The organism is Paenibacillus contaminans (genome assembly GCF_003285015.1).
Taxonomy (GTDB): Bacteria; Bacillota; Bacilli; order Paenibacillales; family NBRC-103111; genus Paenibacillus_V; species Paenibacillus_V contaminans.
Map to the genome: position 1 here is coordinate 31,635 of NZ_QMFB01000035.1, position 22,940 is coordinate 54,574.

Genomic DNA, 22,940 nt, shown 5'->3' on the forward strand with positions numbered 1-22,940 from the left:
AGGCCAGCACCCTATCGCTGGTGATACCGTACCTTTGCCAGCTGCGGCCTTGCGCTTTATATCCGTTATGACGCGCAAAAAAACCGCCGGTACAGAGAGTACCGACGGTTTCTTTATGCTTTTATATAACCCTTCGCGACGGCGTCGCCGATCAGCTCCTGCGCGAACGCCCAGAGCGCTTCGGAGCCATTGGCGATTTGCTTGTTGTAAGCCAGCACCCTATCGCTCGTGATGCCGTACTTTTGCCAGCTGTGGCCTTGCGTATGGTAGTTGTGCAGAATCGGCTGAAGCCTGTCGAGTGCGCCGGCGTATTTGGCCTCGGCCGTCCGTTTCTCCTCGAATTCCTGCCAAAGCAGGGAGCACTCCTCCTTCTGCTCGGAAGGCAGCAAACCGAAAATCCGCTCGGCTGCTGCATTTTCCCGCTCCGCCTTGTCGTCATGCCCCTTCGTATCATAAGCGAACGTATCGCCCGCATCGATTTCCACGATGTCATGGATGAGCAGCATTTTCAGCACCCGGAGAATGTCCAGATCGCTTTCGTTCGCATGCTCGATCAGAATAATCGCCATCATCGCCAAATGCCAAGTATGCTCCGCATCGTTCTCCAAACGCGAGCTGTCCATAATAAGCGACTTGCGCAAAATCGTTTTGAGCTTGTCTATTTCCACGATAAAAGAAATTTGTTTCAGCAAACGCTCGTTAGTCATCACAAGTTCCTCCATACGCATGTTAATCGTTCACAACATATCCGCGACCTGAATCGGATTTTGTTCCGTTCGACTTCCCCTCCCATCTTATACCAACTAAGTTTTTTTAGCATCCTTTACTTCGGCTCCTGTCCCTTATCAGATTCAGACAATAAGAAAATAAATCTATGCGAAATATCATACAGAATTCTTCACTTTTCGCTTATTTCGCTACTTCTATTCGAAAAATCATATACATTTCATCCTTTTGCATTAATTTCAATGATTCTATGCGAAAAATCATACGCAAGTATGCCGTGGGACGAGGCGAACTATATGAGCGGATGATACAGCTCGTATGAATAACTGATTTTTCGTTTTGCGTTATTGTCATTTTCCCGACAATCCCTCCAAAAGTGCGCGGCGTATTCCGAGTACTTTTTTGAGGCCCCTCGTGTCCGCACGAACCCGCTCTCCTCTACATTAAAAAAACCTTGAAGGCATTAAGCCGATCAAGGTTTCATCATACGTCATTCAATAATCAATTACGTGCCGAACTGCGCCTGGTGCAGCCTGCTGTATACGCCGCCGGCGGCGACAAGCTCCTGATGCTGCCCCTGCTCGGTAATGCCCTGCTCCGTAACGACTACGATGCGGTCGGCGTTTTTGATCGTGGCCAGCCGGTGGGCGATCACCAGCGTAGTCCGCCCTTCCGAAAGCTCGGCGAGCGATTGTTGAATGATCGCCTCCGTCTCCGTATCAAGCGCGGATGTCGCTTCGTCCAGGATGAGGATCGGCGGGTTTTTGAGAAACATTCTGGCGATCGAAAGCCGCTGCTTCTGGCCGCCCGACAGCTTCACGCCGCGCTCTCCGATGACGGTATCCAACCCTTCCGGCTGGGACCGGATGAATTCGTCGAGCCGCGCGCGCCGGGCCGCTTCCCAAATCTCCTCTTCCGCCGCGTCCAGCTTGCCGTACAAAATATTCTCGCGAATCGTCCCCGAGAACAGGAACACATCCTGCTGTACGATGCCGATTTGCTTGCGCAGCGAGCTCAGCTTGACTTTGCGGATGTCGACGCCGTCGATCGTAATAGCCCCCGAAGCGACCTCGTAAAATCGCGGCAGCAGGCTGCACAGCGTCGTTTTTCCTGCGCCGGAAGGACCGACGAAGGCAACCGTTTCGCCCTTGTAAATGGTCATGTCGATGTTATGAAGCACGCGCGAGTCGCTGTCATAGCCGAAGGAAACCTGCTCAAAACGGATTTCCCGCTGCAGCTCCCCGATTTCCTTCGCATCCGGGGCGTCGGCGACGTCCGGCTCGCTGTCGAGCAGCTCGACATAACGCTTGAAGCCGGCAAAGCCTTGCGGATAACTTTCGATAATCGCGTTGATTTTATCGATCGGACGGAAAAATACGTTGGTCAACAGCAGAAAGCCGATAAATCCGCCGTAAGACAGCTCACCGCGAATGACAAACCATGTCCCGCACACCATAACGAACAGCGTAACGAAACGCATCATCATATAGCTGATAGAGCTGTTTTTGGCGATCAGGTTGTAAGAAAGCAGCTTCGTCATGCGAAACCGGTTGTTGTTGACGGCAAATTGTTTTTTCTCGTATTCCTCGTTCGAAAACGCCTGAACGACGCGGATGCCGCCGACGTTATCCTCCACCCGCGCATTGAAATCGCCGATGTCGTTGTATAGTTGATGCACCGCTTTCGTCATTTTGCCGTTGAAGTAAACGACGAGCCAAATAATCGCCGGAACGACGATGAAAGTCAGAATCGCCAGCTTCCAATTGATCATCAGCATAAGCGTAAACGAGCCGGCAAGCGTCATCACCGCGATGAACAGATCCTCCGGACCGTGATGAGCCATTTCGCCGATCTGCATCATATCGTTCGTCAGCCTGGACATCAGGTGACCGGTTTTCGTGTTGTCGAAAAAACGAAACGACAGCTTCTGGAGATGATCGAACAGCTTCTTCCGCATGTCCGTCTCGATATTGATGCCGAGCATATGCCCCCAATAATTGACGATATACAGCAAAAAAGTATTAAAAATATACAGCGCCAGCAAACCGACGGACGCCCATACGATTAAGCCCCACTCCCCGCCCGGAAGCAGATCGTCGATGAAGCGGTTAACGACCAGCGGAAAACCGAGCTCCAGCAGACCGGCAAGCACCGCGCAGCCGAAATCCAGCATGAACAGCTTCTTATATGGCTGGTAATAAGCAAAAAAACGGCGAATCATCTTGCGTTTTCAACTCCTTTTGCACCACAAATAAATTCAGAGGCGGCATTTGCCTATTAAAGTATAGGCCTCTTTACTTGCTTGTGGCAATGGACAAAAGCAAATGTTCGCATATACAAATGTATAACCCGACATAAAGCATCGCTTCCTACGCTTCATCATCCGCCGCCGGCAAAGCTACTTTTTCCCAGCAGCAAGCCAACCTGCCAACTCTTCCGTCTGCGATAATGCAGCGATAGGGTCGAAATACCAGGAACTTCCTTGTATTATAATTGATAATAATTCTCAATATGAATCAGGGGAGGCCATCGATTACGGGGCCGTCAAACACCGCGGCAACGTGCGCAGGTATTCCGCCGGGTTTCCCGTTCGGATCTTTAGATCTTGGGAGCGAAGGTGGAATATATGAAAAACGGGCTAGAACGAAAAAGTGAAGAAACCAAAAAGGTCACAGAGCTTAATACGGAGGGCGAAACCGTTCCCGTCAAAGGCGGCTTCGTATACATGGAGGTATTGCGCACAACTTCATCTTATTGCGCGGAGCGGAAACTACCGATTCATAAAATAAAACGCTTAACGGCCTCTACAACGACAGCGGCTCCGCACAATAAGGCGATACTGCCGAAGCAACATACCGTGACGATTTGACTGAACAATAAGTTTTTTTCTTCTTTCATCTCTACCAGCTCCCTATACTATGATCATATCGGAAATATTCGATAGATTTTGCTTCTTAGCAATAGTATAGACAGAAACAGGCTACCTTACACATCGATTTCTATTACAAAATGCCGCCGCGAACCTTTCAATGTTGTCACAAAGAGGCTCCGAGCGAACGGATCTGTTCCAAAGGCCATCCAACCGGTAGAGTATAACATGCTATAATAACAAACAGCTAAGCTCCCATCCTCCTTTCGCAGCGGTTTTGGAAGCTTAGCTGTTTTAGATTGGGACCGGCCTTTTCCACTCCTGCCTACTGGGGCAACCCGATGTCAGTTTAGCCTTCGGAGGACTTGACTAATCTGGCATTTCCGATACAAATGCATGCGGCGAGGCCGATGCCCGCAAATACAAATACGGCAAGGAATACGGTGTTCAGCGAATGACTGAATACGTTTTGCAGTCCCGACATGATCTCTTGCGGCATGGTTGACCGGAGTTCGGAGTCGAGCAATGCCTGCGGGTCCGCAAATTGCGTCAGCCATTCCGCCGGAACGGCTGTTTGCCGGGAGCCCAGCTCATCCAATCCCGCCGCCATTTGCCGCGCCAGCAAGCTGCCAAGCACGCTAACGCCAATCGTTCCTCCCATAGAGCGGAAAAATTGGGATGAGGCTGTGGCGACGCCACGGCTTTTCCAATCGACCGCGCTTTGCGCTGCCGTACCGAGCGTCGGATAAACGGCGCCCATGCCCAATCCGGAAACGATCATGTACAACACGATTTGGAATTCAGGCGTATCTACGGTCATTCGGCTTAGCAAGAAAAAACCGACAGCCATCAGAATCAAACTTGGAACAAGAATCGTACGATAGGAATACTTGTTCATCCATTTTCCGCTGGCTGTGGAAGTAACTACCGTGGACAGCATAAGCGGCATCAAAATATAACCGGCAATCGACGGACTTACGCCGATAACGCCTTGTACGTACAGCGGAATGTACGTAATTGCTCCGAACATGCCCGCACTGATAAAAAATCCGGCGATATTGCCGAAAGCAATCGTTCGAATTTTGAACAAGCGCAGAGGAATGATCGGCTCCTTCGCCTTCGTCTCTATCCAAAGAAACAGTGCGAGAAGAACCGCTCCCGCACCGAACAATCCGGCAATTCTCGCAGCCTTCCAGCCTTCGTCAGCAGCTATGCCCTGTTCGCCGCCCAAAACCAGCGCAAGCAGAACGGATACGATCGCACCGCTCAGCGTAATCGCGCCGAACCAGTCGATGGGTCGCTTCTCATTGGCTTTGCTCTCCTTTAATGCAGTGGCAATCATGATGAATACCGGTACGCCGATCGGTATATTCAAATAGAAAATCCAGCTCCATTGCCAATACTCGACGATAACGCCTCCAAGCATCGGCCCGAGTATACTGGATAACGCAAATACGGCGCCGAACAAACCCATAAACTTCCCGCGGCGTTCGGGAGGGAGTATATCCCCGATAATCGTAAAAGCGACCGGCATCAAGGCACCGGCACCGAGTCCTTGTATTCCTCTGAAAACGATCAGCTCCATCATAGTTGCCGCAAAGCCGCATAGTACGGAACCGGCTAAAAATAGGAACAGACCGATCAGGTAGACCGTTCGCCTGCCGAATAAATCGGCCATTTTGCCGTATAGGGGCATCGTTGTCGTGGACGCCAACATATAAACGGTAAACACCCAGCTGTACAGCGAAAGACCATCCAACTCCCTGACGATAGTCGGCATTGCAGTTGCTATAATCGTTTGATCCAATGACGAGAGGATTAGCCCTATTAACAATCCGTATATTACGAGCTTCGTTGACCGGTTTGTGACCATTATTCACGCTCCTGCACGGTTTTCGAGTCGCCACCCCGCGGAAGCGGCATATCCAATATAAGAAAAATCCTCAAAAAAGAATAGACTTTTTCTTTACGTTAAGTTATTCTGATGATATGGTATGCCCCTAAGAATTTATGTAATTAATTTCCAATTACATTAATAATAAACCCCGGATTTCAAACACTTTACAGTGTGAAATCCGGGGTTTTCTTTTAGCTCCTACGACCCCGCTCCGCGGTAACGCCGCACGCCGAAATTCCAAACGGATAGCCCGAGCGCGCAAAATGCGATGCCGACGACCGGCGTTAGCAGCGCCATCCCTCCCCAGTTCGCCCGATCGAGAAAATACGAAGCCGGGTAGAAACCGACGAAAGCGAACGGAAGGATCCACGTCAGCAGAACGGTCATCGTTTTGTTATACACGTTAACGGGGTACCTCCCGTAGTTCTGGATGTTCCAGATGAGCGGCAAAATGCCGGTCGGCGCATCGACGAAAAACGAGATCGACGTCAAGCCGATATACACGCCGCCGTAAATAAGCACGGAGCTTGCGACAAGCAGCACGAACACGAGCGGATCGTACCAGCTCAGGTCGACGCCGAGATACGGCCAGGTGGCGCCCATAATGACAAGCCCCGCAACGGAGCCCATAAGCGATGCCGGATCCATATTTTCGAGCATCAGCTGTACGAGATTATACGCCGGCCGGGTCAGGACGCGATCCATCTCGCCCTTGACCAAATACCGTTCCGCAAACCCCCACAGATTGAAGAAGCAGCCGAAAATACCGTACGGCACCATGAAGAACCCGTAAATGAACAACACCTGCGCCTGCGTCCAGCCGCCCAGCATATCGGTATGCAGGAAAACGACAAGAATAAAAAACAAGTTGACCCCTTGAAACAGCAAATCGGAGATGACTTCGACCCAAAAATCGGACCGGTAGGTCATCCGGGTTTTCATATAATTTTTCAAATAATCCATAAACAATGATGCATAAAACATCCGGTCAACCCCCTTGCACGAACAAGCGATGTCTCGCCTGCCGCCACATCAGCACGATCGGAACGAGCAGCACGAGGAACCAAATGACCTGAATTCCTATCACGCTGCCGACGCTCACGCCGCTTACCTTGCCCGAAAACACCGCACCCGGCAAATAGGAGATCGCTTGGAAGGGCAGCACCTTCAAAATGCTCTCCGCCCATAACGGGAAAAAGCTGATCGGCACGATCAAGCCCGAAAACAGGTCGACCGCCACCCTCTTCATCCGCATCATGCCCTCCGCATTCTCCATAAAAAACGCGCATAACCCGGTCAAAATGTTAATTTGCGAGTTGATCAAAAAGCTGAACAGCAGCATCACAAAAAACGTCAGCCAGACGTAAGGATCGGTCGGCAGCTTTACGGGAAACAGCAGCGAAGCGATAATCATCCCCGGCGTCGAAAAAAGCAGCAGCCGAAAAAGCCCTTCGCCCATGCCCTGCATCATTTTGACGACTAAATAGTTGTAGGGGCGGATAAACTGGATAGCAACGCTTCCGTCCTTGATTTCATTGGAAATCTCGCGATCGAGATTGTTGAAATAAAATGCGCGGGCCATCCAAGTTACGGCGACGTAGGTCGTCATTTGCGCCATATCCATTCCGGCGATCGCTTCGCTGCCCGAATAGATCGCTTTCCACAAAAAATACTGAGCGCCGATATTCGCTACATATATTAATATGCCGGTATAGTAATTGAGCCGATAAGCGAGCATCATGAGAAAACGAATGCGGATGAGATCGATATAAGCGCCGGTCATGAAACTCCGCTCCCTTGCTTCTCGCGCTCCGCTTTGCCGTCGTCCGTTGCCTCGGGCGGCTCGCCTGCTGCAGCAGGCTGCTCTGTCAAAGCGCTCGGCGATGCGCCCTGCATAACGGCGGCAACTTCGCCTCCGGCGTTAGCCCCGGGGTTCAAAGCCGATAAATCCGCGACGGAGCCGGACTTATAAATTTCACGGACGATGTCATCCGTATTCGTCTCGAGAATTTTCACGTCCGAGATCGGCGCGCTGGTGACGACACGACCGAGCACCTCGGAGATGCTGGCATGATCGGAAGGCACCCAAACCTTGGCCGAAGCATCGCCGGTTTGCGTCCAAGCTACGGGCAGACCGGCAGTCAGCTCGGTAAGCCGCTCGGCCGTGAACGGCTCGCTGAACTGAAGCACGACCTCCTTGCCTTTGCCCCAGCGGTTTTTGAGATCGTCGAGGCTGCCGTCATAAATGATTTTGCCGTCGTCAAGCATAATGACGCGGGAGCAAAGTGCTTCGATATCCTGCAGGTCGTGGGTCGTCAGCAAAATCGTCGTCCCGAAGCGTTCGTTCAAAGACTTAAGAAATTCCCTGATTTCCATTTTCACGACGATATCGAGGCCGATCGTCGGCTCGTCCAGAAACAGGATGGACGGGTTATGCAGCAAGGAAGCGGCAAGCTCGCAGCGCATCCGCTGTCCGAGACTAAGCTTCCGCACCGGGCGGTTCAGCAGCTCCGCCAGCTGGAGCCGTTCGACGAGCTCGTCAAGCCGTTTGCGGTAATCCTCTGTGCCGACTCTGTATACTTTCCGCAGCAGCTGGAACGACTCGATGACGCCGATATCCCACCACAGCTGGCTTCGCTGACCGAAAACGACGCCGATCCCGCGCACGAACGATTCCCGTTCTTTGTGCGGCACGAAGCCGTTAACGCGAAGCTCTCCGGAGGTCGGCACGAGAATGCCGGTGAGCATTTTGATCGTCGTCGATTTCCCTGCGCCGTTCTCGCCGATATAGCCGCATATTTCGCCCTGCGGAATCTGAAAGCTGATATCGTTAACCGCCGTCACTTCGCGGTATTCGCGGCGGAATAAATCTTGAAGCGCGCCTTTCAGCCCTTCGCGGTTTTTTTGAACCTTAAACTGCTTGCGCAGCTTATGAACGTCTATAGCAAGCATGGTCTGTCTTTCTCCTTTCATGTCTAAGCAGCAGCACTGCGGCGGGCATTCCGTTCGTTCCTAACGAGACCCGTCCGACAAAACATGCAACTTTTCGGCAATTCTCTGCGTCTGTTTTGGTTAAGAAGCGGCTTTTTACGTTCCTCATCGTTCGACAAAAACTTGCCCGAGGTATGAATTCCCATCTATAATGGAAGCAGCGGCTACGGGAAATGTCAACGTTTGGCGAATGACGGCAGAATGAATGCACTCATTTTACGCACATTAATGAGGTGCTGCATTTCCTTATGATACATCATGCCTTCCTTAATCGAAAGACGGGCATTAGGATGTACCCAACATCTCCCTAGAATGAATCATTCGGGAGCTCCGAGAACATCAAATTCGAGATGACGAAAGGAGAGGCGGCGCCACTTGCGAATATTTAAATGGACGATGCTGACACTGATGGTTATTCTGCTTGGCACGGCGGGTTATTACGGGTATTCCGTTTATTCCTTTGCCAACAGCATTCATAAGGACCCGGGCGAATCCAACATTCAATCGGTTAAACCGCAAACCGTATCGAATAAAACTCCAACTGAAACATATACGCCTCCGGTATGGGAGGGCAAATCCCGTGTAAACGTCCTTCTGCTTGGCGGCGATTCGCGCGGACTGAAGGATGGCGAGGTACCGAGATCCGATACACTCATGGTCGCTTCCATCGATCCGGTTACGAAGAAGGCTCACTTGATTTCCATCCTTCGGGACACTTATGTTAAAATTCCCGGACACGGCGAAGACCGAATCAATTCCGCTCTGGCGATAGACGGCCCTGCTCTAGCTATGCGTACGGTCGGCGATTTGCTCGGCATTCCTATTCAATATTATGTTTATACCGATTTCAAAGGATTCATCGCACTCATTGATGCCGTAGGCGGCATCGACATCGACGTCGAGAAAAACATGAAATATTCCGACAGCGCGGACGATCATGTATATGATATCAACTTGAAAAAGGGCATGCAGCACATGGACGGTAAAACGGCGCTTCAATACGTACGTTTCCGGCATGACGCGCTTTCCGATTTCGCCAGAACGGAGCGTCAGCGCAAGTTCATGACCGCGCTCGCGGAGAAGCTGCAAACGACATCGTCGCTGCTCAAGCTTCCGCGCATTTTGCAAAGCATCGACCCTTACATCGAAACGAACTTGTCCGTTATGGACATGGTGAAGCTCGGTTCGCTCGGTTTTGAAGCCAAAGCCAGCGGGATCGAAGGAATGCAGGTGCCTCCGGCGGAGCTTCTTGAAGAGAAGCAGGTGCGCGGCGCAGAAGTGATCGGCGTCAATCCGTCGAAGCTGCAGACCTATATTCAGAAAAAATTTAAAGGCGAAGATACGACCCAGCCGCCAGGCAAAGTCAGCGCAGCCGAGAAAACCGGCGGCACGACGACAAGCACAGGCAGCAAAAGCGGCGCCTCCGCCCCCGGCTCGACGACCAAGCCGCCGAGCACGCTCAACAAAAGCGAATAGCTCGACGAAGCAAGCCTCCAGATCCGCATACGGACTGGGGGCTTTTTTGGCTATGCAAAAAAAATTTGAATCGTCCTTGTAACGAAATGGCTTATAGCCGCACTTATATAGCGGGAGGTGAAGAAATGGAGAGCATTGAGCATCTTTACGAAGCGTATGCTCAAACCGTGTACAAATACTTGTTCAGCATAACGCAAAATGCCGAATTGTCCGAAGAGCTTACACAAGAAACGTTCTACCAGGCTATGAGAACCATTCGTCATTTTCGAGGGGAATGCAAAATCTCCGTTTGGTTATGTCAAATCGCCAAGCGGGCTTGGTATAAAGAAATGAGCAAAAATAAAAAGCTGCAGACCCGCTCGACGGAGCAACCGGGTTTCCCGCTATATGCTCGCGAAAACATTGAAAACGACGTTTTGCAAAATGAAGAAAAGCTTGCCATGTTTCGCCTGCTGCATAGCTTGGACGAAAAAACAAAAGAAGTCATGTATCTGCGGCTCTCCGGCGAGCTGAGCTTTTCCGAAATTGGAGAAATCGTAGGCCAAAGCGAAACATGGGCTCGGGTGACCTTTTACCGCGGCAAGCAAAAAATGATAAAAGAGAGGGATCGCAATGGGAAATAAATTGGACTGCAGGATCGTGCAAGATCTTTTGCCTAATTATATTGAAGGTTTGACAAGCGAAGTGACGAACAAAACGCTCGAAGAACATCTTTCTTCCTGTGCCGAGTGTAAAGCGGTATTGCACAACATGACGAACGAGATGAAAGAAATGAACAGGGCCCCGCAAAAGCAGATCAATTTCCTCAAAAAAATTAAACGCCGGCAATGGATCATCGCTGCATGCAGCGTGGTTGTTGCCGTAACGCTTTTTGCATCCGTGTTTTATTTCATTAGCCAAAGACAATTTGCCATTCCCAGCAGCGAAGTAAAAATCAGCGAAGTGTATCAAATGAAAGACGGCTCCGTTCATTACCGTATAGATGCCAATGTGACGGGTTATTTGAGCAACGTTTTCTTGCGCAACGACGGAGATTCGGAGGTAATCCGGGTTTATGAGCACAGGAGACTGTTTTCCGATCAAGACCGGAATAAGGTTTCGATACCGGAAAGGTGGGTGCCGCTGAAAGACAAAGAAATAACGTCGATTATTTATGAGGGGAATGGAAAAAAAGATCGGGTCATCATCTGGGAGAAGGGAATGGTTCTTCCGAAAGCCGATGCCGAGCAAGAGGCGGAATACGAACGAAGCTCCGGCAAGCAGCGCTAGTTTTTGGTTACAATACAATCCTGTAGCCGATAGACGATTGATCGTTTCTCAGCTCCCCCCTATTTAGGCGGCTGATTGTTGCGGGGGAGCACCTTCTCATGTTCATTATTGATCATGAATTTGAAATGCATAAATAATCACTTCATTTTATATGTGGTAAAATAATGAGCAGATGCAATATGGCTATGGTGCGATTGAATCGTATGCGCGGTTTGTTCGAACGCGTTCCTTGCCGGTCGCGACTTCTGCGCATGCCGTTCTGCCAATAGCGCTTCTTTGCCGCGCGCTGTGGCGCAACCGTTTTGCCGTATCTGCCCACAAAACCTGCATAGAGGAGAAATTTCCATGAACCGGACTCGTTCCGAGCAATTGTACAAACAAGCTCTTACTCATATCGTCGGCGGGGTGAACAGCCCTTCCCGTTCGTTCAAGGCTGTCGGCGGCGGCGCGCCTGTATTCATGAAGCGCGGGCAAGGCGCCTACTTCTGGGATGAAGACGACAACCGGTACATCGACTACTTGGCGGCTTACGGACCGATCATTTTGGGCCATGCGCATCCGCATGTAACCGAGGCGATATGCCGCGCCGCTTTAAACGGAACGCTGTACGGAACGCCCACCGAGCTTGAAATCGAATTTGCGCGTTTGATTAAAGAGGCCGTCCCTTCGCTGGACAAGGTTCGCTTCGTCAACTCCGGTACGGAGGCGGTCATGACGACGATCCGCGTAGCCCGGGCTTATACCGGCCGCAGCAAAATCATCAAGTTCGCGGGCTGTTATCACGGCCATTCCGATCTCGTGCTTGTCGCTGCCGGCTCCGGCCCGTCTACGCTTGGCATTCCGGATAGCGCAGGCATCCCGACGACGATCGCGCACGAGGTCATCACCGTGCCGTTTAACGATATCGAAGCGCTTAAAGCGGCTCTTGAACGTTGGGGACATGAAACGGCGGCCGTCATGGTCGAGCCGATCGTCGGAAACTTCGGCATGGTGATGCCGAAGCACGGCTATCTCGAGGAGCTCTGCCGCTTAACCCGCGAATACGGCGCGCTGGTTATTTACGACGAGGTCATCACCGCATTCCGCTTTCATTACGGCGCTGCTCAAACATTTGCAGGACTGCCGCTTTCCGGCAGCCTGCTGGATGTCGAGCCGGATCTGACGGCGCTCGGCAAAATTATCGGCGGCGGTCTGCCGATCGGCGCCTATGGGGGCCGCAAAGAAGTGATGGAGCAGGTCGCCCCGCTCGGCCCGGCTTATCAAGCCGGAACGATGGCCGGCAATCCGGCCTCCATCAGCGCAGGCATAGCCTGCCTGCAGGCGCTTGCGGAGCCGGGCACGTATGCCAAGCTCGACAAGCTGGCAGCGAGCCTAGCATCCGGCATCGGCGAAGCTGCGGCCAGGCATGGCGTACCGCTTACGATCAATCGTATCGGCGGCGCCTTCTCCACTCATTTTTGCGATCATCCGGTGACCAACTATGAAGAAGCGCAAGACACGGACGGCGAGCAATTCGCGGCTTTCTTCCGCCTCATGCTGGAACAAGGCATCTGCCTCGCCCCATCCAAGTACGAAGCATGGTTCCTGACCATCGCCCATACCGAGCAAGATATCGAGAAAACCGTTCAAGCAGCGGAGCTTGCTTTCCGGCAAATGAAAGCTTAGCGCTTCGAACCATCCGCCGATAAATCGTATTTATCTGCTATGCGGAATGGCCTGGCTTGAAGCGTCCCATTTACCTCAAACCAGCCTCGGAAGCCTCACATGTTCCGAGGCTGGATTTTATGGTAGACGCTCAAATTGAATACATCGTCACCACGCAACAATCCCACCTGCTTGGTATATCAAAAAGAAATGTAATGGTTAGTAACGTTTCAACTCTTAAACCGCAGATTGACAAAGGGTAAACTCGCAAAATCATCATGCGAAATGGAAAACCTACAGTTACTTTTCGAAAATATCCTTGTTTTGTAGATCTTCATGGAAAACCTACAGCTACTATCATTGAAATTCCCCAAATATACGGAAATACCCAAAATTACATGGAGCTTTTCCAGCTAAATGCCTTTTTCTCGCCTTTTAGCCGAAATTAGCTGTATGATTTCCCGTTAGCCTGAAAAACAATACTATGCCCCAAAGCATATTCTACATCATAGGCATTTTCTCGCTTAGGGAATGCCTCGAAGCAGAAATGTCTTCATTGAAGGAAAGGATTTGAAGGTAAGAAATGTTCCAATGCAGGAAATGTCTCAAACAACGGTGCTTCGAAAGCAAGAAATGGTTCGACGGCAGGAAGTGTCTCAAGTATGCAGTGCTCGAAGTAAGAAATACCATAACTGCAGGAAGTGTTTCAGACAGGCAATGCTTCAAGAACAAGAAGTGCCTCAACTGCAGGAAGTGTCTCAAGCAGGCAATGTTTCCGAGTTATTAAAACTTTCTTGGCTGCGAGTCCTCCTCAAGCTTGTTGCTTACTGCGATGCGCCGCCTTCTCCTTGTATGGCCGCATGTTACAGCCAACTGCGCTTTTTGTCGAGAAACCGAACATTCCGCTCAAGGACATCTTTACAAAATTCGAACAAAACCCGAACGTTATAACGAATTTGTAATATTCAGACGATAGTTTGCACTTATCGTCATTTTATTTGCACTTTCCGACGACTCTAATTTGTCTCTATAAAATAATTATTCAAATATTATGCAGGTTAGGTAGCGCTTTCATAAAGAAAAGTGATCGGTTCGCTATTGTATGAAAACAAAATTCATGCTATTCTATATGTACTTTTAAGCTGTTGTCGAAACGTAGCATACCACTGAATTTCCATGAAAATCTTCCCTCTTTCCCCCTGCTTTGGGAGCATTCGACCAGTCTCCCGGCTCGATTTCCTTCGAGGCCAAGCGGCAGCTCTTCCATTCGCAAATGTGACCGCCGAAGACGTCCGCTATACATTATTGTGTATTTTTATTCATTATATATAGGAGGTGAAGGTCAGAAAAACTGACCTGACATCAATGAACCAAGCGATGATCAACGAAGGACGCTTTCAACATTTGTTGGAAACGGAACATGATAGCTGCGGGATAATTTGCATAATCGAGAAGAATGGCCACCCTACCCGTGATAACATCCAAAAGACGATCGATGCACTTGTAAAGATGGAACATCGTTCGGGTTTCATCGCCGGTGAAGGCGACGGCTGCGGTATTCTGACGGACATACCCCGCGCCCTATGGGAGAAACGCCTTCAGGATGCGGGACTGGACGGCAAGCTGGCTTATGATGCGCGTTTTTCGATCGGCCATATTTTCGTACCGCGCAAGCTTGCAATCAGCGCTGCCGATATGCAAACGGAAATTCGCTCCATGTTTCAGCAATTCGACATCAATATTTTGTTCGAACAGGAAAACCAGGTCGACAGCAGCGTGCTCGGTCCGAACGGCAAAAACGACGAACCCGTATTTTGGCAAATTGCCGCGATCTGCGAAAAGAACGATACGGTCGCAGCCGACCATCTCTACGAGCTGCACGTCGCCATTGAAGCGCGCTTCAACGTTCATGTCGCTTCGCTCAGCAACACTACAGCCGCTTACAAAGTGCTTGGCGCAGCCAGCATTTTGCCTAAATATTTCAACGATACGCGCGATCCGCTCTTTACCGCCCAAGTAACGATCGGCCATAACCGATATTCCACGAATACGCTGTCCAGCTTTTTCCGTGTCCAGCCGTTCTCGCTGCTCGGTCATAACGGCGAAATCAACACCGTCAAAAAAATGCGTTACGAAGCCGACATGATCGGGGTTCCGCTTGTTAACGGCGGCAGCGACTCGCAGGATATGAACCGCGTGATCGAGACGTTCATTCACCGTTTCGGCATGAGCCTGTTCGAGGCGATGGAGGTCGTATTCCCTCCTATTCATAATGAAATGAAATTGTTCCGTCCGGAGCTGCAGGATATGTACGTCTATTTCCGGCAAATTTGGGGACATTATGCGCAAGGGCCTGCAGGTATCGTTTCGCGTTACGGCAACGAGTGCATTTTCTCTGTGGATGCGCTTGGTCTTCGTCCGGTTTGGATGGTCGAAAGCGAAACGTCGCTATATTTCTCCTCCGAGCAAGGCGTCATTACGGTCGACGAAATGGTCGCAGAGCCGAAATCGATCGCACCGGGCGAGAAAGTCGGCGTCGTCTTAACGCCGGGCGAGCACGTTCAGGTCGTTCCGTATTATGAGGTACAAACGCTCGTGCACGAACGCTCCAGCGCCCGAATCGACTACACGGGTCTGCGCAAGCATCTGGGCTACAACGAGAGCGGCATCCAGGCTGCCCCGAACGCGGCGCCGGAAGTGACCGATTCCGTATACAGCGCATTCGGCTGGGACCGCGACGGTATTCAAATGATCGAATCGACGGCCGAAACCGGCGCCGAGCCGATTCGCTCGCTTGGTCATGACAGCCCGCATGCCGCATTAAACTGGGAGCGCAACAATATTCCCGACTTTATTAAAGAGAGCGTCGCCGTCGTCACCAACCCTGCGATCGACCGCGACCGTGAAATGGAGCATTTCTCCACCCGCATCGTAGTCGGCGCGCGCCCGACCGTTTACGGCGCAGTTGGCGGCAGTCCGACTATCGAGCTGCTCTACCCGCTTATTCTTGAAGGCGACAACGGCATCGACAGCGAAAAAGAGCTTCATCATCTATCGCTCGAGCAGCTGCTTGCCCTGTTCCGTGCCGAAGGCGAGCAAGCCATCGCCACCTTGTCGTTAACATTCGCCAAAGGCGCATCGCTTAAAGACTCGCTCGATGCACTCGCCGCCCAAGCCGTTCAAGCCGTGCAAAATGGCGCGAGGCTGCTCGTCCTCGACGACGCGGACGCTCATCGGAACGACCGCTTGTGGATGGATCCGCATCTTGCCGTGTCGAAAGTGGACATCGCGCTGCGCGCGGAGAAGCTCGGCAGCGGCGATAACCTTCGCCGTCACGCTTCAATCGTGCTGCGCTCGGCGGCGATCCGCAATCTTCACGACATTGCCGTCGCCTGCGGCCTTGGCGCCGACATTCTGTCGCCTTACGTGCTGTTCGCCACCGCTTCCGCGAAGAACAGCGCTCCAGCTGCGCGCAAAGTGTTTACAGCGCTCAGCAAAGGCTTGGAAAAAGTCATTTCCACTATAGGTACGCACGAGCTGCGCGGCTACACCCGCTTCTACTCGTCGATCGGCTTGAAGCCGGAGCTTGCCGAAGTGCTTGATATCGTAAACTATTTAGGCAGCGAAAAAGCGGGAACCGGCTTTGCCGATCTCGAAGCCGACGCCGAAGCCCGTTTCAACGACTTTGCGAATCCGAAAGCCAAAGCGGCGAAAAACTTCCGCTTTTTCCAAAGAATGTGGAAAGCGCTCGGCGACGCCGCTGCGGGTACGGTTCCTTACAGCGAGTATCGCGACAAGCTGCGTGAGGAAGAGCAGCGCAATCCGATTTCGATCCGTCATATCGCCGGCATCAATTTCGAGAAGGCGCTGGCCGAAGGCCGCAAGCCGCTCGATCCGTCCGAAGTCGATATTTCGATCGGCGGCCATGATCTGCCGATGCTTATTTCGTCGATGTCGTTCGGCTCGCAGAACGAAACCGCGTTCCGCGCCTATGCCGAAGCAGGCGAGCGTCTGAACATGGTTACGATGAACGGCGAGGGCGGGGAAATCAAAGACATGCTCGGCCGCTACAAGCGGACTCGCGGCGCTCAGGTCGCTTCCGGACGCTTCGGCGTCAATGTCGAGCTTGCCAATGCCGTCGCATTCCTGGAGATCAAAATCGGTCAAGGCGCGAAGCCGGGCGAAGGCGGTCACCTGCCGGGCTCGAAGGTAACGGCCAAAATCGCCGCCGCACGTAACGCGACGATCGGCTCCGACCTGATTTCGCCTTCGAACAACCATGATATTTATTCGATCGAGGATTTGGCGCAAATCATTTCCGAGCTGAAGGAAGCAAGCGGTCGGAAAGCTAAAATCATCGTCAAAATTCCGATTGTACCGGGTATCGGCACCATCGCAGTCGGTGTCGCCAAAGCCGGCGCGGACGTCATCACCCTGTCCGGTTTCGATGGCGGCACAGGCGCGGCCCGTATCCATTCGATCACACACGTCGGCCTGCCAACGGAGATCGGAACGAAGCTGGCGCACGTGGCCTTGATTGAAGCAGGACTGCGGCATAAAGTCGAGCTATGGTCGGACGGCGGTCTCAAATCCGGCGCCGATGTCGTCAAGATGGTCTTGATGGGCGCAAACCGCTGCGGCTTCGGCAGCATCGCGATGCAGTCCATCGGCTGTACGACTTGCCGCGGCTGTCATCTCGACACCTGCCACGTCGGTATCGCCACGCAGATCGACTCGCTCGGCGAAGCCGAGGAGAAAGGACTGCGCCGTTTCGTGCCGCGTGTCTACGACACGGCTGTAGAAAGCTTGATCCGCCTGTTCGGCGGCATCGGCGAGGAAGTGCGCGAAATCGTCGCGCAGCTCGGCTACAAGAGCCTGCAGGAGCTGGTCGGACGTTCAGACCTGCTGCAGCAAATTGCGAAGCTCGATAAAATCGATCTGAGCGACATCCTTCGTCCGGCTCCGCTGCAATTCGTTTCCCGCGAACAAGCGAACTCGGAAGCGGCGGTCGCGGCAGCAGAGGTATCCTCAGATATCCGTATTGCTGCAGGGGCCGAAGGCCAAGCGATGTTCCCGGATGCGCTCGAATTCGACGCGCCTGTGGAACGCAGATGGTCCGGAATCGACGCCGAAACGCGCATTCTCGGAAGCCGTTTCTCCAGCCATCGCGTCAGAGACCGGTTCGACGGCAGCTTCGACAGCTTGCCTCCGGTCAAGCTCGAGCTTGTGGACGGCTCCGTGCCGGGTAACGGCCTCGGCGCGTTCAACGCACGCGGCGTCAACATTACCGTTCAAGGCGGCGCTGAGGACGGCGTAGGCAAAATGGCGAACGGCGGTAAAGTCGCCATCTTGAAATCGCAAGGCAAAAACCAAGCGTTGATCAACGGCTCGGTCGGCAAATCGTTCGGCTACGGAGCGCAAAGAGGCTTGTTCCTTATTCAAGGCAACGCCGATACGCGGGCTTGTATCCGGTTCTCGGGCGCAGATGTCGTATTCGGCGGAGAAATTACTTCTCCTCTGCGCGACGAGCTCGGCGGTATCGCCAGCCGTGCGAACCTGAAAGGCTTCGCCTTCGAATATATGACTAACGGCCGTGCGGTCGTTCTCGGCGACCCGGGTCCATGGATTTGCGCGGGCATGACCGGCGGCGTGATCTACCAGCGCCTGAATCCCGAGATGGGGTTGGACGAAGCGGCGATTCAGCGCCGTGTCGCCAAAGGCGCGAAGGTAAAGGTGGAAGCGATCGGCCAGCAAAGCCGCAAAGATTTGAACGAGCTGCTCGGCGCTTACCGCGATGAGCTTGCCGCTTCCGGCCAAGCCGATACGGCGGCGAAGGTTCAAACGCTGCTCGATAACTTGGACACTAGCTTCGTGCGCATCGCGCCGGTCGGTTTGCAAGCCGATCAATCGGTTGCGACGGAGTAATAGCAGCACAAAAAACCCCCTTCAAGCAGGCTTCGAGTTTTCTCTCGAAAGCCAAGCTTGAAGGGGTTTTGTCATGCAGCTTTCCAAAATCAGTTCAAATTTCGTTTCGGTATGTGATTTACTTCCCTTTCAGTGTTGCTTCACGTGTAGCTTGAGGTCATTGAGACAGCCCCTTCGCCTGCCTAGCTCGGCGTAATGGAAAACGTCCCGCCGTTCGTTCGATTGCCTGCCCCGAAAACGGTCAATGTGTTCGAATCTTTGATCCCGTTCGCGGTTCCGCCTTGGTAGCAGTCGTTGTTCGTTACAAAGTTGGCATTGCCGGCACCGCTCAGGAAAATGCCGTTTGCCGGCTTGTTCGTCAGATCCCCTTTGCGGCAAATGTTGTTCATTACGGAAGAATTCGTACAGGCGTTCAGCACGATATTGCTGTAAGTCGCGTTCGTAAGCAGCCCGTTGCTTGTACAGTAATTGTCGGACGCTGAGTAATTGGCGCCGCCGTTGATCGAAATACCGTCTTTGTTGTTCCGTTCGACGATATTCCCTCTAAACATAATATCGCTGGAGCTGACGGAGGCGTAAATCCCCGTCCCGTTAAGGCTTACCTTATTATCCGACACCCTCGTATGCGTGGCTGAGGATAAGTAGAGCCCGACGCTCGCATTGTTATGGATATGATTGCCCGACACTTGATTGTAGGAAGTAGCGATGATCATTCCCCATGTCGTATTCGACTCTAAGGTATTATTCGCTATCGTATTATGATCGCCGCTTCTGATCGACAGATAGGAAGCGGAAGCGCCGACGTAAATGCCTACACTATTACCGGTACAAGTATTTTCGGAAACGGTCATATAGTTGCAATTCAACACCATGATCGCGTTGCTTGCCGTATGGCCGGTAAACGTGTTGCCGATAATTGAACCGTATGCGTTCAAAAAGGTGGAAACACCTCTGCCGCCATTACCGGCGAACGTGCAGTTGCTAATATTAAACTGCGAAGTCGCTTTGTTCAACTGGATGCCGTCACCCGCATTGTTCACGAATTCGCATCCGACAATTTTAATATTTTTGTTCGTCATGTCGAGCTCGACTTCAAAATCAATCCCGGCTTGCGGCAGCGTACCGTTCGTATTTCGAAAACTGCTCCCGCCAACGTACAGACCGTCTACCGCGAGACAGCTCATCCCTTGCCGGCGGTTGTTGTCGCATGTAAGGCCGATGATTTTAATATTCGATGAGGGGGCGGTTGTTGCGATTCCCCGGCTAATAAACACGCCGTCACCCCAACAATTTTTGACAATGATATTTTCGATCGTTACGTTTTTCGCCCCGTTCAGGCAAATCCCGTAGCCCCATTCTCCCCCCGTGCCCGTATGCGTAGCGCGGTCTCCTTCAATCGTACCGCCGCTTATTCTCACGTTGCTCCGGTCTTGCACACGCAAGATCGTGTAGTTATCCAAAGAATTGGTCACGATCCGGATGACGGCTTTTGGCGATAACTGCAAATGCGTGTTGTCCGGGATGTCCAGTCCGCGGTTCGGGGTGTCGCGTCTGGCCGATGATACGACTCCGTCGACGATGTAAGTTCCGTCAGGAACAAACACCGTCCCTGCTCCTGCGTACAGGGCGACCTGCATCGCTGCGGTATCGTCCGTAATGCCGTCGCCTTTGGCATCGAACCACCTCACATTGACGAATTCCCCGTCCGTCATCCGTTTGAAGCGCGCTCCGGATGTCGATACGACAACCGTCCCCGTATTATCCGCCGAGGACATGTCCGAAGAATCGTAGTGAAAATACCCTTCTTTTCCGCTATCCGTAACGAAATAGATGGTCAGCGGGTCCGGTGCGGACGTCAATCGTAAATCCGCAAGCGTCAACGTTTCCACGCCGCCTGCCGCTGCCTGCGCAACGCCCGTCATCCCTTGAAAAGGCAGCAAACTGCCTGCGGATAATGCCGCACCCGCCGCACCTAGAGATAATAACAGTTTTCGCCTGCTCATCGGTTCATTCCGGGTCGGTAAAACGCTTTCATTTTCGTTTGCAGCAACGAATTTTGCTTTTCCCATTTCTCGTTCCTCCTCAAATTAATGCGATATAGAGATGATAATAACGGGGGTTGTCTCGAAAAGTCCCTAAGGACTTTCGAGACAACTCCCTAAAAATATACTTTTTTTACCATGATCGTAAGCCGGTTACGCTCAATTTGTCAGACGTTCTAGTTTCATCAAGACAGAATAGATCATGATAGCGGCTTCCGCCCGGCTTGCGTGCGCCGCTGCTCTAAAGCTGCCGTCCTCATAGCCCTGTATCAGACCCGCACCTTGCAGCCTTGCGACCGCATCGCGGGCGTAGCCGGAGACGGCTTCTATGTCTGTGAATATATTGGCGGAAACTGGCCCTTTCAGCTTCAACGCGCGGTCGATCATGACCGCGATGTCTTCGCGCCGAATCGCATCGTTCACGCCGAATGTGCCGTCTTCCCGTCCATTAACAATACCTAAAGCAACAGCATTCCTGATTGCTTCCATATACCATTGCGCATCATCGACATCAGTGAAGGAGGCAGACTTAGCAGCGACGCTGTTCTTCAGTCCTAACGCGTTCATCAGCATCTGAAGGAATTCGGCACGGGTAACGGTGCCGTCAGGATCGAAACGATTGTCGCCTTTGCCTTCCACGGCGTCTCTGGCATACAGAGCTTCAATGCTTTCACGCGCCCAGTCAGCGGAATCCAGGTCAGTAAAGCTAACGTCGCGATAGCCAACTGCATAGCTGCCGGAATGGTCCGCCTGGAACGTTGCAAAGCCGTTAACAGGATCGTACTGGCTTGACGGAACGACTTCAAGCTTGCCATCGGCCGTAATGGAGTAGACAATTACTTGATGGGCATTCTCCCCGGACTGCTTCATATAAGGTATCCGAATTTTGACCGTTTCCATATGCTCCGGTTTGGCTCCGTCCAGCAACAGTGTAAAATTGGCTGCAGGATGATCGCCGATCCGATCGCGCACGGAAGACGGGAGGTCTTTCCCAACTACTTGCGTAATAGATAGAGTCAGCACCCCGGCTGCGGAGCTCGACACCCCTTGCTTCAGTTGGTCGGCTGGAATCGTGACTGTCCCCAAGCCCATATCGACGGACAAAGACAACCCGCGGTTCACTACATCGGAAAGTGCGTCGATTGGAAACGAGACGGCAACTGACTGCAGTTTCTTCGCATCATCCTTCACATCCAGTTCAATCGTAAGGGTTCCCGCGGCACTATCCATAGCCTTACGGATTGCCTCCGTAGGTATCGCTGCCGTAATGCTCCCATCATCGTCAGGCTGCAAAGACCACTGAATTCGATCAGCCGATACGACAGGAGGCGTGGCAGCGCCGTTGTTTCCATTGTTGCCGTTATTTCCGCTATTCCCGTTACTACTGTTGCTTCCATTATTGTCGTTATTACCGTTATTACCGTTGTTGCCATTGTTGCCGTTATTACCGTTATTACCGTTATTACCGTTGTTACCTTCGTTCCCGTTATTGCCATTGTTACTCTTATTCGGCACAACCGGAGCGGAAGCCGAAGAAACTTCGCTTTTGCCCATCGCATTGATCGCTCTCACCGTAAACGTATAGCTCGTTCCGTTGGTCAGGCCGCTAACCTTGATCGGGCTTGCCGTTCCGGCCACCACCTGATTACCCGGTGAAACCATCACCTCGTACCCCGTAACCGGACTTCCTCCATTGTCTGCCGGGGCCGTGAAAGAAACGGTCGCTTCGCCGTCTCCGGCAGTTGCCGACACATTCCCGGGCACGCCCGGAATCGTGGCTGGAGTCGCGCTCACCTGATTGGAAGCAACGCTCAAGCCGCCGGAGTTGCCCGCCTTCACTGCAAAATAATACGTCATGCCATTAACCAAATTGGAGAGGGTATAAGTAGCATTTGTCACCGTGATCGCTTCATCAAACGGGAACGACTCCGCCGCAGTGGACATGTACACGTTGTAATAGACGGAATCCGGCACTTCATCCCATGTCAGAACAACCTGCCGATCTCCCGCGGTTGCTTGCAAATGTTGCGGAGCGGCCGGGACTCCTTGCTCGTTAACGACCTGTGTAATCGTGAAGGTCACATCCTGCATATGAGCAGCC

13 protein-coding genes are annotated in these 22,940 nt (G+C 52.3%); 5 read left to right on the plus strand and 8 right to left on the minus strand.

The window, feature by feature from the left end; translation table 11 throughout:
- Positions 1-113: 113 nt before the first annotated feature.
- The 6 genes from DQG23_RS35460 to DQG23_RS35490 all read right to left on the minus strand — a co-directional run bounded on the left by DQG23_RS35460 (position 114) and on the right by DQG23_RS35490 (position 8,444).
- On the minus strand, positions 114-707 hold the full coding sequence (locus DQG23_RS35460) for an HD domain-containing protein (RefSeq protein ID WP_113035782.1): 594 nt from the start codon (positions 705-707) through the stop codon (positions 114-116).
- 524 nt (positions 708-1,231) lie between these two features.
- Positions 1,232-2,947, minus strand: coding sequence for an ABC transporter ATP-binding protein (locus DQG23_RS35465; RefSeq protein ID WP_113035783.1), 1,716 nt, complete (start codon positions 2,945-2,947; stop codon positions 1,232-1,234).
- Positions 2,948-3,944: 997 nt separating this feature from the next.
- Entirely contained in the window at positions 3,945-5,468 is a 1,524-nt protein-coding gene (locus tag DQG23_RS35475) for an MDR family MFS transporter (protein ID WP_192894676.1), read from the minus strand.
- Positions 5,469-5,690: 222 nt separating this feature from the next.
- Positions 5,691-6,476 carry an ABC transporter permease gene (locus DQG23_RS35480; protein ID WP_113035786.1) on the minus strand — a complete coding sequence of 262 codons (786 nt, stop codon included), beginning with the start codon at positions 6,474-6,476 and terminating at the stop codon, positions 5,691-5,693.
- A gap of 4 nt (positions 6,477-6,480) precedes the next feature.
- Entirely contained in the window at positions 6,481-7,275 is a 795-nt protein-coding gene (locus DQG23_RS35485) for an ABC transporter permease (protein ID WP_113035787.1), read from the minus strand.
- Positions 7,272-8,444, minus strand: coding sequence for an ABC transporter ATP-binding protein (locus tag DQG23_RS35490; RefSeq protein ID WP_113035788.1), 1,173 nt, complete (start codon positions 8,442-8,444; stop codon positions 7,272-7,274). Before DQG23_RS35490 ends, DQG23_RS35485 begins: the two co-directional genes overlap by 4 nt.
- A 435-nt stretch (positions 8,445-8,879) precedes the next feature.
- On the opposite strand from DQG23_RS35490, the gene DQG23_RS35495 reads away from it, so the two are divergent.
- From DQG23_RS35495 to DQG23_RS35515, 5 genes are all read left to right on the plus strand, one after another.
- Entirely contained in the window at positions 8,880-9,959 is a 1,080-nt protein-coding gene (locus DQG23_RS35495) for an LCP family protein (protein WP_113035823.1), read from the plus strand.
- A 125-nt stretch (positions 9,960-10,084) separates the two neighbouring features.
- Positions 10,085-10,582 carry an RNA polymerase sigma factor gene (locus DQG23_RS35500; protein WP_113035789.1) on the plus strand — a complete coding sequence of 166 codons (498 nt, stop codon included), beginning with the start codon at positions 10,085-10,087 and terminating at the stop codon, positions 10,580-10,582.
- Positions 10,572-11,228 carry a zf-HC2 domain-containing protein gene (locus DQG23_RS35505; RefSeq protein WP_113035790.1) on the plus strand — a complete coding sequence of 219 codons (657 nt, stop codon included), beginning with the start codon at positions 10,572-10,574 and terminating at the stop codon, positions 11,226-11,228. Before DQG23_RS35500 ends, DQG23_RS35505 begins: the two co-directional genes overlap by 11 nt.
- Before the next feature lie 345 nt (positions 11,229-11,573).
- Positions 11,574-12,893, plus strand: a complete 1,320-nt coding sequence (locus DQG23_RS35510; RefSeq protein WP_113035791.1) for a glutamate-1-semialdehyde 2,1-aminomutase — start codon at positions 11,574-11,576, stop codon at positions 12,891-12,893.
- Between the two features lie 1,356 nt (positions 12,894-14,249).
- The gene (locus DQG23_RS35515; protein WP_192894678.1) at positions 14,250-18,797 is read left to right on the plus strand and encodes a glutamate synthase-related protein; all 4,548 of its coding nucleotides are present in this window, start codon (positions 14,250-14,252) and stop codon (positions 18,795-18,797) included.
- Between the two features lie 182 nt (positions 18,798-18,979).
- On the opposite strand, the gene DQG23_RS35520 is transcribed toward DQG23_RS35515, so the two are convergent.
- Together DQG23_RS35520 and DQG23_RS35525 are read right to left on the minus strand one after the other, a co-directional pair.
- Positions 18,980-20,866 carry a right-handed parallel beta-helix repeat-containing protein gene (locus DQG23_RS35520; RefSeq protein ID WP_113035793.1) on the minus strand — a complete coding sequence of 629 codons (1,887 nt, stop codon included), beginning with the start codon at positions 20,864-20,866 and terminating at the stop codon, positions 18,980-18,982.
- 132 nt (positions 20,867-20,998) lie between these two features.
- Complete coding sequence (locus DQG23_RS35525) at positions 20,999-22,930, minus strand: S-layer homology domain-containing protein (RefSeq protein ID WP_158560870.1); 1,932 nt, start codon at positions 22,928-22,930, stop codon at positions 20,999-21,001.
- Positions 22,931-22,940: the final 10 nt, after the last annotated feature.

Excerpts from the sequence above, each read along its gene's own strand:
- DQG23_RS35460 (WP_113035782.1), bottom strand. The coding sequence starts at position 707 with ATGACTAACGAGCGTTTGCTGAAACAAATTTCTTTTATCGTGGAAATA.
- DQG23_RS35465 (WP_113035783.1), bottom strand. The coding sequence starts at position 2,947 with ATGATTCGCCGTTTTTTTGCTTATTACCAGCCATATAAGAAGCTGTTC.
- DQG23_RS35475 (WP_192894676.1), bottom strand. The coding sequence starts at position 5,468 with ATGGTCACAAACCGGTCAACGAAGCTCGTAATATACGGATTGTTAATA.
- DQG23_RS35480 (WP_113035786.1), bottom strand. The coding sequence starts at position 6,476 with ATGTTTTATGCATCATTGTTTATGGATTATTTGAAAAATTATATGAAA.
- DQG23_RS35485 (WP_113035787.1), bottom strand. The coding sequence starts at position 7,275 with ATGACCGGCGCTTATATCGATCTCATCCGCATTCGTTTTCTCATGATG.
- DQG23_RS35490 (WP_113035788.1), bottom strand. The coding sequence starts at position 8,444 with ATGCTTGCTATAGACGTTCATAAGCTGCGCAAGCAGTTTAAGGTTCAA.
- DQG23_RS35495 (WP_113035823.1), top strand. The coding sequence starts at position 8,880 with ATGCTGACACTGATGGTTATTCTGCTTGGCACGGCGGGTTATTACGGG.
- DQG23_RS35500 (WP_113035789.1), top strand. The coding sequence starts at position 10,085 with ATGGAGAGCATTGAGCATCTTTACGAAGCGTATGCTCAAACCGTGTAC.
- DQG23_RS35505 (WP_113035790.1), top strand. The coding sequence starts at position 10,572 with ATGGGAAATAAATTGGACTGCAGGATCGTGCAAGATCTTTTGCCTAAT.
- DQG23_RS35510 (WP_113035791.1), top strand. The coding sequence starts at position 11,574 with ATGAACCGGACTCGTTCCGAGCAATTGTACAAACAAGCTCTTACTCAT.
- DQG23_RS35515 (WP_192894678.1), top strand. The coding sequence starts at position 14,250 with ATGATCAACGAAGGACGCTTTCAACATTTGTTGGAAACGGAACATGAT.
- DQG23_RS35520 (WP_113035793.1), bottom strand. The coding sequence starts at position 20,866 with ATGGGAAAAGCAAAATTCGTTGCTGCAAACGAAAATGAAAGCGTTTTA.
- DQG23_RS35525 (WP_158560870.1), bottom strand. The coding sequence starts at position 22,930 with ATGCAGGATGTGACCTTCACGATTACACAGGTCGTTAACGAGCAAGGA.